General features: G+C 44.2%; 12 protein-coding genes. 8 read left to right on the forward strand and 4 right to left on the reverse strand.

Annotated features, from left to right (window positions below; translation table 11 throughout):
• Window positions 1–20: 20 nt before the first annotated feature.
• Window positions 21–986 carry an exopolyphosphatase gene (locus HUJ21_RS24990; RefSeq protein WP_291373814.1) on the reverse strand — a complete coding sequence of 322 codons (966 nt, stop codon included), beginning with the start codon at window positions 984–986 and terminating at the stop codon, window positions 21–23.
• A gap of 220 nt (window positions 987–1,206) precedes the next feature.
• Here HUJ21_RS24990 and HUJ21_RS24995 point away from each other — a divergent pair, with 220 nt between their 5' ends.
• The 3 genes from HUJ21_RS24995 to HUJ21_RS25005 all read left to right on the forward strand — a co-directional run bounded on the left by HUJ21_RS24995 (window position 1,207) and on the right by HUJ21_RS25005 (window position 5,335).
• A complete protein-coding gene (locus HUJ21_RS24995; RefSeq protein WP_291373815.1) occupies window positions 1,207–2,766 on the forward strand; it encodes an acyl-CoA carboxylase subunit beta in 1,560 nt (519 codons plus the stop codon).
• A 305-nt stretch (window positions 2,767–3,071) separates the two neighbouring features.
• The gene (locus HUJ21_RS25000) at window positions 3,072–4,139 is read left to right on the forward strand and encodes a M20/M25/M40 family metallo-hydrolase (RefSeq protein WP_291373816.1); all 1,068 of its coding nucleotides are present in this window, start codon (window positions 3,072–3,074) and stop codon (window positions 4,137–4,139) included.
• A 215-nt stretch (window positions 4,140–4,354) separates the two neighbouring features.
• On the forward strand, window positions 4,355–5,335 hold the full coding sequence (locus HUJ21_RS25005) for a D-glycerate dehydrogenase (RefSeq protein ID WP_291373818.1): 981 nt from the start codon (window positions 4,355–4,357) through the stop codon (window positions 5,333–5,335).
• A 16-nt stretch (window positions 5,336–5,351) separates the two neighbouring features.
• Here the strand turns inward: HUJ21_RS25005 and HUJ21_RS25010 are convergent, their stop codons facing one another.
• Window positions 5,352–6,170, reverse strand: a complete 819-nt coding sequence (locus tag HUJ21_RS25010; protein ID WP_291373820.1) for a ZIP family metal transporter — start codon at window positions 6,168–6,170, stop codon at window positions 5,352–5,354.
• 199 nt (window positions 6,171–6,369) lie between these two features.
• Between HUJ21_RS25010 and HUJ21_RS25015 the strand changes: the two genes are divergently transcribed.
• The 5 genes from HUJ21_RS25015 (at window position 6,370) to HUJ21_RS25035 (ending at window position 10,373) form a co-directional block, all read left to right on the forward strand.
• A complete protein-coding gene (locus HUJ21_RS25015) occupies window positions 6,370–7,017 on the forward strand; it encodes a metal-dependent transcriptional regulator (RefSeq protein WP_291373821.1) in 648 nt (215 codons plus the stop codon).
• 3 nt (window positions 7,018–7,020) lie between these two features.
• Window positions 7,021–7,710 (forward strand): 2-C-methyl-D-erythritol 4-phosphate cytidylyltransferase, encoded by a 690-nt coding sequence (locus HUJ21_RS25020; RefSeq protein ID WP_291373822.1) that lies wholly within the window; start codon window positions 7,021–7,023, stop codon window positions 7,708–7,710.
• A 116-nt stretch (window positions 7,711–7,826) separates the two neighbouring features.
• Window positions 7,827–8,576, forward strand: a complete 750-nt coding sequence (locus HUJ21_RS25025) for a DUF5668 domain-containing protein (protein ID WP_291373823.1) — start codon at window positions 7,827–7,829, stop codon at window positions 8,574–8,576.
• A gap of 13 nt (window positions 8,577–8,589) precedes the next feature.
• Window positions 8,590–9,633 (forward strand): histidine kinase, encoded by a 1,044-nt coding sequence (locus tag HUJ21_RS25030; RefSeq protein ID WP_291373824.1) that lies wholly within the window; start codon window positions 8,590–8,592, stop codon window positions 9,631–9,633.
• The gene (locus tag HUJ21_RS25035; RefSeq protein ID WP_291373825.1) at window positions 9,630–10,373 is read left to right on the forward strand and encodes a LytTR family transcriptional regulator DNA-binding domain-containing protein; all 744 of its coding nucleotides are present in this window, start codon (window positions 9,630–9,632) and stop codon (window positions 10,371–10,373) included. The genes HUJ21_RS25030 and HUJ21_RS25035 overlap by 4 nt, the downstream gene beginning before the upstream one ends.
• An 84-nt stretch (window positions 10,374–10,457) precedes the next feature.
• On the opposite strand, the gene HUJ21_RS25040 is transcribed toward HUJ21_RS25035, so the two are convergent.
• Window positions 10,458–10,679, reverse strand: a complete 222-nt coding sequence (locus HUJ21_RS25040) for a DUF2795 domain-containing protein (protein ID WP_010855875.1) — start codon at window positions 10,677–10,679, stop codon at window positions 10,458–10,460.
• A 77-nt stretch (window positions 10,680–10,756) separates the two neighbouring features.
• Complete coding sequence (locus tag HUJ21_RS25045) at window positions 10,757–10,921, reverse strand: hypothetical protein (RefSeq protein WP_291373831.1); 165 nt, start codon at window positions 10,919–10,921, stop codon at window positions 10,757–10,759.
• Window positions 10,922–11,031 lie beyond the last annotated feature (110 nt).

Raw genomic sequence — 11,031 nt, forward strand, 5'->3', positions numbered from 1 at the left:
AAGGGAAACGTTGTTCCGGATTATTGCCAGGAGTTAACCGTCAGGTCCTTACCGGTAGCTACTTTTTCTTTCATTTCAGCCAGTACGCCTTCTTTCAATGAATAGGTAGAACATAATAAATCCTGAGGAGCCAAATGGTTGAGGATAAAGCGGATCAGGCAGGAGGCCACCACGATCATATCCACGCGCATGGGGATCATCCCCGGAATGGCAAGCCTTTTATCTTTGGTAAGGTGAATGAGTCTGGCGGCAATTTCCTGAAAAGAATGGATGGGAAGCAGGTGCTTGTGCTGGTTTTTTGATTTGGGCTGCTGAATGCCGGCAAGGTAAATATCCGTCAGGGTATCAAAGGTGCCCGAGGCACCTACCAGTTGCTGTGGGTTGTATTGCTGTATGGCCCTGATCAGGGGCTGCAGGTGTTGAAACAAATATTGATTGAGCTTGTCGATTTCTTCAGGTAAGATGGGGTCATGATAGTGAAAAAGATCCAGCATACGCTGTCCTCCAATTTCAAAACTACCTTTCCAATAAATTTGCTCCTCGTTTCCAATGATGAATTCTACGGAACCTCCCCCGATATCCATCATCAGGGTACTGGAATGGTCCAGGCATCCGCTCATCCGGATACCCTTATAGATGAGTTCGGCTTCTCTTTCTCCATCAATTACCTGAATAACTATACCGGTTTGTTCCCATACCTCTTGTACAAAGGCCCTTCCATTGGCTGCGTTTCTTACCGCACTGGTCGCAAAAGCGAATATTTGGTCAATTTTTTCTCCCTTGAGCAATTCCTTAAAGTGCCGAAGGGTATGAAGGGCCCTTTTTTGGGCATCCGGTAAAATCAGGTTTTGACTGATGCCTCCCTGACCGATCTTCACGGCTACTTTTTCTTTGTATAAAGTTTCAAAACTTTTTTCACCCAATGCCACCATGAGTAAATGGAAGGTATTTGTTCCCATGTCTATTACGGCAGCCTTATTTTTCATGAACCTGGTCTTCAAAAGTTTCTGCGAATATATAAAGTTTATTGATTAAGTAGGACAGGCAAGGTTTTTTAAATCCAGAAAGGGGGGTGGAATCTTCACTATCCCCTTATTTGTCCCAATATTACAGTTATTTATGCCTAAAATCCATACCTGCAAGAGCTTCAAAATAAGAAAGGCCCATATTTTTCCAATTGAGCTCCACTGACTATATTTGGTTGATATGGAGGAAAAAAAACACACACCGGGAAAGTTTGAAACGCTTGATGCCAAAAACCAACTTGCCCTGAGAGGAGGGGGAAAGCAAAGGATGCAGGCTCAGCATCAAAAAGGAAAGCTCAGTGCCAGAGAAAGACTACTCTTGTTACTTGATGAGGACTCTTTTGAAGAGCTGGACCGCTTTGTGGTACACAGGAGCAGGGATTTTGGCCTGGACCAGCAACAGTATTTGGGGGATGGCGTGGTGACCGGCTATGGCAGCATTGAAGGGCGCCTGGTGTATGTGTTTTCTCAGGACTTTACTGTATTTGGCGGATCTCTTTCGGAAACGCATGCGGAGAAAATTTGCAAAATCATGGATTTGGCCATGAAAAATGGGGCCCCGGTAATTGGGTTAAATGATTCTGGCGGTGCAAGGATACAGGAAGGGGTCAACTCATTGGGAGGTTACGCTGATGTGTTTTACCGGAATACCAAAGCCTCCGGGGTGATTCCTCAAATCTCAGTGATAATGGGGCCCTGTGCGGGAGGGGCAGTGTATTCTCCTGCTATTACGGATTTTATTTTTATGGTGAATAGTTCCGCTTACATGTTTGTGACCGGACCCAATGTGGTCAAAACGGTAACCCAGGAACATGTAAGTGCTGAAGAACTGGGAGGAGCTACCGCCCATGCTACCAAGAGTGGAGTGTCTCATTTTTCCTGTCAGAATGAATGGCAATGCCTGCAGGAAGTCCGCAAATTGCTCAGCTATTTACCCCAAAATTGCGAGGACGAGCTTCCTTTGGCCCACTACAAGTCTGGTGATGAAACCCGCCCTATTTTGGATGAGATTATTCCAGAAAGGCCGAATCAACCCTATGACATGCATGAGCTGCTGTCTGCCCTGTTGGATGAAGGTGGTTTTTTGGAGGTGCATGAGGAATTTGCCAAAAATATACTGGTTGGTTTTGGCCGATTGGCTGGAAGGTCTATTGGTATCGTGGCCAACCAGCCTGCGGCACTGGCCGGAGTGCTGGATATACACGCCTCGGTTAAAGCCGCCAGGTTTGTCAGATTTTGTGATAGCTTTAATATCCCGCTTTTGGTATTGGTGGATGTGCCTGGCTTCCTGCCGGGTACAGATCAGGAATGGAACGGTATTATCAGTCATGGAGCCAAGCTGCTTTATGCATTTGCAGAGGCTACCGTTCCCAGGATCACAGTGATCACTCGAAAAGCCTATGGAGGAGCCTATGATGTGATGAACTCCAAGCATATCGGGGCGGATTTGAATTTCGCCTGGCCCACAGCCGAAATTGCGGTCATGGGTCCCAAAGGAGCAGCTGCCATAATTTTTAAAAATGAAATTGCTCAGGCAGAAAATCCCGAAAAAAAGCTGGAAGAAAAAGTGCAGGAATATTCTGAGAAGTTTGCCAATCCCTACCTGGCGGCAGAAAGAGGATTTATCGATGAGGTAATTCAGCCTTCCCTGACCCGCTTTAAGTTGATCAGAGGTTTTAAAATGCTCGAAAACAAGGTAGATCATTTGCCCAGAAAAAAACACGGCAACATACCCCTCTAGTGTATCCATAACGCTTGAATGAAGGGAAAGGCGGTAGTGGATTTTAGTTATGTCAAGGTACAAAAAACGAGCATGTTCATAGCATTGTGCTGCTTTTTGTAAAGAGGAGATGGCTCAAAAGGCATCCCGGATTGCACATAAGTTTAGGCTTCACCTGGCACTCAGGCATGGGTTAATTTTGGCTAAATCTTCGGTTACGTTTTTTTAACCCCATCTAATCTGTATTTTTACCCTTTAATTCATTTAGAACAACAAGAAGGCAAAACTGCCTTTGATAAATGCAAGGCATTCAAAAAAAATCACCAATGAATACTAACGAAAAATTTCTTTATCAATATTTAAACAATGCATCACCAACAGGCTTTGAAGCATCAGGGCAACAAATATGGCTGGATTATGTCCGCCCCTTTGTGGATGACTATTTTACAGATGCTTATGGTACGGCTGTTGGGGTGATCAATCCTGATGCAAAATTCAAGGTTGTGATTGAAGCCCATGCAGATGAGATCAGCTGGTTTGTCAATTACATTACACCTGAAGGATACATCTATGTAACCAGAAATGGTGGGTCGGACCATATGATAGCACCTTCTATGCGGGTTAATATTCATACAGATAAAGGGATAGTACCCGGGGTATTTGGCTGGCCAGCCATACATGTAAGGGATAAAGCCAAGGAAGAAACTCCCAAAATGGAGAATATTTTCATAGACGTAGGCGCCAGAACAAAAGACGAAGTGTTGGAGATGGGCATCCATGTGGGTTGCGTGGTAACTTTCAAAGATGAATTGACCCAGTTAAACAATAAATATTATTCAGGCAGGGCGTTGGACAACCGAATTGGTGGTTACATGATTGCTGAAGTGGCCCGCAAAATCAAGCAGGACAAGGTGTCCCTACCTTTTGGGTTGTATATTGTGAATGCCGTTCAGGAAGAAATCGGCTTGCGTGGGGCAGAGATGATCGCTGCCAATATCAAGCCCAATGTAGCCATCATCACCGATGTCTGTCATGACACTACCGCTCCGATGTACAACAAAATTACCAGCGGGGATTACACTGCTGGTAATGGACCTGTACTTACTTGTGGGGCAGCTGTCCATAAAAAGTTGTTGGATCTGGTCATAGCAAGTGCCACAAGCAGAGACATTCCCTTCCAAAGATCCGCTTCATCAAGAAGTACCGGCACGGATACCGATGCTTTTGCTTATTCCAATGGAGGTGTTCCTTCCGCCTTGATCTCCCTTCCGATCAAATACATGCATACGACAGTTGAAACGGCAAACAAAAAGGATATCGAAAACGTGATAGGATTGATTGGTGGCTTTTTGGAAGATTTTGATCCCGATTTTGATTTCAGATACGTGAAATAAAATTCATTCCGGCACATGCTTGGGTTTTATAAAAATCATGAAGTTTGGTTCTTGTCGGTATTTAAAAATAACTAGAATCCGCAAACCTGTCAGGTTGATGTTGATATTCAAGCAACAATCTTTGAGTAAGTGAAACCTGACAGGTTTTACCCCTTCTTAATCAGTAGAATATAGGATTGGGTTGCGGATTTACAGAAGTGTCTTAATTTTAATCCATGAAAGTATTTATCAATAAAATCATCCCGGAACGTGGTTACCGCATGCTGGAAGAAGCAGGAATCGCCTATACCGTCTGGAAGGAAAAGCCGATATTGGACCGGGGGCAGGCCATTCAGTTTTGTAAGGGGCATGATGCTTTTTTAAGTGCGGGTCAGTCTGGTATGGATGCAGATTTTTTTGAGCAATGTAAACACCTCAAGGTAGTGGCCCTTCATTCCGTTGGTTTCGATGGTGTGGATATAGAAGCGGCTACCGCCAGAGGAATACCAGTGGGCAATACACCCAATGTACTGAACAAAGCCACCGCTGAAACCGCCTTGTTGCTCATGCTGACAGTGGCAAGGAGGGCTTTGTACCATCACAAGAGAATTAAGAAGGGAGAATGGGGTATTGCCAAACCAACCGAGGGGTTGGGCTTTGACTTGGCGGGTAAAACGCTGGGAATTGTTGGATTGGGAAGGATAGGAGCCGAACTTGCAGCAATTTGCACCCGTTCCTGGGGCATGAAAATACTTTATCACAACCGCAGCAGCAATAAAAAGGCAGAAGAGGCCTATGGTGCCAAAAAGGTAGGCTTTGATGAATTGCTGGAGCAAAGCGATGTGGTATCTGTCCATACCGCTTTGACTGAGGAGACCAGGGGAATGTTTGGCATGGATCAGTTTAAAAAAATGAAATCCTCTGCCATTTTCATCAACACCGCAAGGGGAGGGGTTCATAATGAGGAGGAATTGATAACAGCTTTGGACCAAAAGATCATTTGGGGAGCAGGTATCGACGTGACCAATCCAGAACCCATGGCAGCAAACAATCCATTGCTGGACATGGATAATGCCGTGGTCTTTCCCCACATTGGCTCGGCCACTAAAGAGACCAGGGATGAAATGACCCGGTGTGCCGTGGAAAACATCATTGCCGGACTAAAAGGAAAAGAAATTCCTTATCCGGTCAATCCGGAAGTTTATCAAACGCGGTAACAACAGGTCAAAACCTTTAGCCCAGGGCTACATCCAGGATCATCATGATGGTAAAGCCTCCAACAAAGCCCAGCGTAGCCAAATCGGTATTCCCATCCTGCTGTGTTTCAGGTATAACTTCTTCGATGACTACAAAAATCATGGCTCCAGCCGCAAAGGCCAGCGCGTAAGGGAGCACAGGTGTGAAAATAGTAATAGCTGCTGCGCCAAGTACCCCGGCAATTGGCTCTACCAGAGCGGATGATTGACCTAAAAAGAAACTTTTTCTCCGGCTCATGCCCATGCGGCGAAGGGGAACGGCCACCGCAATGCCTTCCGGTAAATTTTGAAGTCCGATACCCAAGGCCAGGACTACTGCGCCAGAGATAGTGGCCTCTGAAACAGCAGAGGCTGCGCCGCCAAACAAAACCCCTACAGCCAAACCTTCCGGGATATTGTGCATGGTAATGGCCAAAACCAGGAGAGTGGTTTTCTGCCATGGAGTTTTTATTCCTTCAGCTTTTTTAAAATTTACATGGAGATGAGGAAGAAATTTGTCGAGAAAAAATATAAACAAAGACCCCCCAACGAATCCTATAGCAGCGGGGAATACCTTAATGAACCCCTCTCCTTCACTCATGCTGATGGCCGGAGCAAGTAAACTCCAAAAGCTGGCAGCGATCATTACCCCTCCTGTAAAACCCAACATGGCATCTAAAAGAGGCCGATTCATTTGTTTGAAAAAAAAGACAAAGGCCGCACCTAAAGCTGTCAGAAGCCATGTGAATAAAGTGGCAATGAATGCAGCATTAACAGGCGAAATGCTTCCCAAATATTCGATGATTTTGTCCAACATGCGCTTGATTTTTTGGTAGCGTGATGAATATATTTCCGATTTTCCTGGTAAGGATAAATCCAAAGCCTGAAAAATTCGGCTTATTGATTTACCAAACAAGGCTTTTCAGTGGTGTTTAGCTTTGACAAATTTAAATAGTTAGAATAGACTAACAAATTTATTTCAATTATTTTTTATATTTGTTTTCAAATTTGATTTTATGAACAGCCAGTCCATAGAAAATTATTTAAAAGTTATTTTTAATCAGGCCATATCCACTGATGAGGTAAACACCACGGGCATTGCCCAGGCTTTGGAGGTTAGTCTGCCCTCCGTCAACAGCATGGTAAAAAAACTGGCAGGTATGGGATTGCTGGAATACCAAAAATACAAACCACTAAAGATAACGGACAAAGGCCGGAAAATGGCAGCGAGGATAATCCGGAAACACCGGTTGACAGAAATGTACCTGGTAGAAAAAATGGGCTTTGGCTGGGAGGAGGTTCATGATATTGCTGAACAGCTGGAGCATATTCAGTCCCCGGTATTTTTTGACCGGATGGATGAATTGCTGGGCTATCCCCAGAGAGATCCGCATGGTTCTCCTATTCCCAACAAAAACGGGCAGATTGCTGTGCTGGAATACCGACCGCTGGCAGATTGCCAGCCTGGAGAGCAGGTAGAACTGAAAGCACTGGGCCATACCTCGGATGAGTTTTTGAAATACCTGAATAGCAAGGAGCTGGCCCTTGGTGTAAAAGTAGAAGTTCTGGAAGTGGAGGCTTTTGACAGGAACATGAAAGTCGAGTATTCAGGTCATCAGGAGGTGCTTTCCGCTTTGGTTTGTTCCAAATTATTGGTGAGTTGAGCCATGGGAAATAAGGATTCTAAATATGCCATTATAGTTGCAGGAGGTTCAGGGAAACGCATGGGAGGGATTGTACCCAAACAATACCAAATCATTGGTGATTTACCGGTACTGATGCATACTTTAAATAGGTTTCATGCCTATGACGAGAAAATGGAAATACTTCTGGTCCTCCCCGAAAAGGATTTTTCCTTTTGGAGGGATTTGTGTTTGGTCCATGATTTTTCCGTTCCCCATACCTTGGTGAAAGGAGGAGCCAGCAGGTTTGGAAGTGTGAGTAATGGGCTTGAGAGCATTGCTTCCGCAGAGGGGCTGGTAGCCATACATGATGGTGTCAGGCCATTTGTGAGTTTGGAAGTAATTCACGAAAGTTATGTGGAGGCGGCAAAAAGAGGGAGTGCGGTGGCAGCCGTTTCATTAAAGGATTCTATCAGAGAGGTATTTGATGATGGCCATTCTTCATTTCGAAACAGGCAGCAGTACCGTTTGGTCCAGACGCCTCAGACTTTTCAGTTGGCAAAAATCAAAGCAGCATTTGCTGTTGGCGAAAGGGATTTCTTTACCGATGACGCCACAGTTTATGAAAATCAGGGCTGGGAGGTCCACCTGATTTCAGGTAACCTGGAGAACATTAAGCTGACCACGCCGGAAGATTTGGAGTATGCTGACTTCCTGCTTAATAAATCCCGGTGACTGGTTTAACGGGAAAACCATGCTGTTTACCGATTCCTGCTTTGGTTTTACAGGATTGATCTTTAGAAAACGATTTTCAGCCGGTATATTCGACCCATTAATCAACATTACATACCATGAAAAACAAAAGAAACGGAAATCATGCCCTTGGGCTGTTGATTTTAGTCATTGGTGCCTTGCTTCTTTTAAAGCAATCGGGAATATTCATCCCGGGCTGGTTATTTACCTGGCCCATGATATTGATCGCTATTGGCCTGTATTCAGGCTATAAGAATGGGTTCCAGAATACAGGTTCGGTAGTGCTGCTACTTATAGGTGGCTTTTTTCTGTTGAGGGATAAAATATTTCTTCCCTATGAATTGGGACCATACCTGCTGCCGGTAGGATTAATTGTGCTTGGCCTTTTTATCATTTTCAAAAAGAACAATAATCCGGCGATCAACTGGAAGGATTGGGAAGGGAATTATGACAAGTGGGAAAAAAAGTTGAGAACAGGAGGGGCCACTGAAGGAGAAATGAAGAACAATTCCGACTACCTGAATGTGGAAGCCCTTTTTTGTGGCCTGAAGAGAAAGGTGATTTCAAAAAATTTCAAAGGTGGTGAAATCACCACTGTTTTTGGCGGTACAGATGTAGATTTGATGCATGCCGATATCCAGGAGCAGGCTATATTGAAGGTTTCGGTAGTTTTTGGAGGGGTCAAGCTCATTGTCCCGCCCCACTGGGATGTTCAGTTGGGAGTGAGCAATCTGGCAGCCGGAGTAGAAGACAAGCGGTACCTGCACCAGGCTACCCAGGATCCGGAGAAGAAATTGCTCATCACAGGATCGGTTATTTTTGGAGGCATAGAGATCTCCTCTTACTGATAGATGCCTGACAATGAATACCACAGGAAAATCATACAGGATTACCGGGGAGTTGCTTGACGATGTATCCTTCCTTTTGATGGTTTTTGTGGGCGTGTTTTCTTGTTCCTTTTTCCAGCACCAGGATTGGGTATGGGGCATTCAGGACGGGCTTATGTGTATGCTGGCTTTTGGATTGGGAGTTTTTGGGTTGAACCTGATGGTGTATTACTACCCGATTGGAAAATTCAGGACCTGGCCGGCATTGATGTTTTCGCTTTTGTTTAGCCTGGCCCTGGTTTTTCTTTGCAGGCTGGTTTGGAAAGGGGAATTGTTGGGGGACCAGGAATTTTTACCCTTTTTTGATGTGTCACTTCCAATCCGGGTTACTGTGGGTTTGCTGTTATTTCACCTGGTAGCTTTACAAATAATGTCAGGAAAGACCACCGTCAAAAGTTTTCAACTGATGCAACAGGGAGAGTTGAGACAGAAGCTGACCACAGATGCGGAGTTACATTACCTGCGGCAGCAAATGCAGCCGCATTTTTTGTTCAATAGTTTGAATTCCATCAATGCGCTTTTGGGCAAGCATCCTGAGAGAGCCAGAGAAATGGTTCAGGGCCTGGCCGACTTCTATCGGGAAAACCTGAATAAGGATCCAAAAAAATGGGAAAGCCTGGAAAAGGAAATTAAGGTTATTTCACAGTACCTTGCCTTGGAAAAAATTCGGTTCGGTCATCGTTTGGGCTACGAAATTGAAATCCCCACTGAATTGACTGAGGTAAAACTTCCCTCGCTTTTGATTCAGACCTTGGTGGAAAATGCGGTGAAGCATGGGCTATACGGCACCACCGGACAAATTACCATCCGAATAAAGGCGGCAAAACGGGAAAACATGTTGGCACTCACGGTTCAGAATCCGACAGAACAAAATCCGGGGAAAGCCACTGGTGCCGGATTTGGCCTAAAAAACCTGGAAAGAAGGTTGTTCCTTATTTTCGGCAGGAAAGACCTGCTTTCCTACAGCCATTTGGACGGGCAATTTTCTGCCACACTTAAAATCCCCTTTCTTTTATGATACGCTGCCTGATTATAGACGATGAACCATTGGCACAGAACCTGCTGCAGGATTACCTGGAGGATTTTCCTGTTGTTCAGGTGGTTGGTGTTTGCAATGATGGATTTGAAGGGCATAAAGCCATCACTGAAATGCAGCCTGATCTGGTGTTTTTGGATATTCAAATGCCAAAAATAAATGGATTTGAAATGCTTGAATTTCTGGAAAACCCCCCAAAAGTCATCTTTACCACTGCTTATGATGCTTACGCAATCAAGGCATTTGATCAGCAAGCCCTGGATTATTTGTTGAAACCCTTTTCTAAGGAAAGGTTGAAACAAGCTTTGGATAAAGTGTTGAATGAAAACCATGAGTCAAGCGATTCCAGCATAAAATCCAATGCGCTAAATAGAGAGCACTTATCTGGAGAATATCTACGCCGTGTGGTGGTCAAAACAGGCAATAGAATCCACATCATTTCGGTAGAAGATATCGCCTATGTTTCGGCAGACGGCGACTATGTTAAAATTTTCTCAGAGGGTAAACACTACCTGAAATTAACTACCATGGGCGATCTTGAAAAAATGCTGGATCCCTTGGAGTTTATCAGGGTACACCGGTCTTATTTGGCCAATATTCTGGAAATAAGTAAAATAGAATCCTATCAAAAAGAAAATTACCTGGTATACCTTAAGGATGGCACCCAACTGCCAGTGAGCAAGTCGGGCATGGTAAAACTCAGAAAAGCTTTGAGGATCTAAGAAGTTAAAGCCACCCGGTATTCAAAAAAACATTGGAGAGGGGTGGAATAAAAAACGTCTTCCTTTTGAGGAAGACGTTGATTTTTAATATTCATCTTCGTTAAAGAAGAAATCATCTTTGGTTGGATAATCGGGCCAGATTTCCTCAATGTTTTCATAAGGTTCACCATCATCTTCCAACTCCTGAAGGTTTTCTACCACCTCTAACGGCGCCCCTGAACGGATAGCAAAGTCAATTAACTCATCTTTAGTGGCAGGCCACGGAGCGTCTTCCAAATAGGAGGCAAGTTCTAAAGTCCAATACATAGTCTACACAAGTTTATACGTCCCCTTGAACGGGGTGCAAAAATATAAATTCTTTTTAAATCTCAACCAATTATGGTTCAATTGTTTGTAAGTTCTTTTAATATGTGGTTTTTAACATCGACTTTTCTTTTGTAGGCGCCGATTTTTCTTCGCATCATTTGGTCAAAACCATCCTCCTGGGTCCTGAAATTTTCCGCATTTTCTTTTACAGTGGTCAGTTCCAGCTGATCTCTCGCAATCAAATCTTTAAGTAAAACGGATTTGATGGAGATTTGCTCCTCAATAGGTTTATTTTAAAATCCAGGATATATTGAATCACAAAGAATGTCAAGAAAGGATTTTTCAAAAACGA

Source organism: Cyclobacterium sp., assembly GCF_014762705.1.
GTDB lineage: Bacteria > Bacteroidota > Bacteroidia > Cytophagales > Cyclobacteriaceae > Cyclobacterium.

Coding starts and splice junctions, on each gene's coding strand:
- HUJ21_RS24990 (WP_291373814.1), bottom strand. CDS start 986: ATGAAAAATAAGGCTGCCGTAATAGACATGGGAACAAATACCTTCCAT.
- HUJ21_RS24995 (WP_291373815.1), top strand. CDS start 1,207: ATGGAGGAAAAAAAACACACACCGGGAAAGTTTGAAACGCTTGATGCC.
- HUJ21_RS25000 (WP_291373816.1), top strand. CDS start 3,072: ATGAATACTAACGAAAAATTTCTTTATCAATATTTAAACAATGCATCA.
- HUJ21_RS25005 (WP_291373818.1), top strand. CDS start 4,355: ATGAAAGTATTTATCAATAAAATCATCCCGGAACGTGGTTACCGCATG.
- HUJ21_RS25010 (WP_291373820.1), bottom strand. CDS start 6,170: ATGTTGGACAAAATCATCGAATATTTGGGAAGCATTTCGCCTGTTAAT.
- HUJ21_RS25015 (WP_291373821.1), top strand. CDS start 6,370: ATGAACAGCCAGTCCATAGAAAATTATTTAAAAGTTATTTTTAATCAG.
- HUJ21_RS25020 (WP_291373822.1), top strand. CDS start 7,021: ATGGGAAATAAGGATTCTAAATATGCCATTATAGTTGCAGGAGGTTCA.
- HUJ21_RS25025 (WP_291373823.1), top strand. CDS start 7,827: ATGAAAAACAAAAGAAACGGAAATCATGCCCTTGGGCTGTTGATTTTA.
- HUJ21_RS25030 (WP_291373824.1), top strand. CDS start 8,590: ATGAATACCACAGGAAAATCATACAGGATTACCGGGGAGTTGCTTGAC.
- HUJ21_RS25035 (WP_291373825.1), top strand. CDS start 9,630: ATGATACGCTGCCTGATTATAGACGATGAACCATTGGCACAGAACCTG.
- HUJ21_RS25040 (WP_010855875.1), bottom strand. CDS start 10,679: ATGTATTGGACTTTAGAACTTGCCTCCTATTTGGAAGACGCTCCGTGG.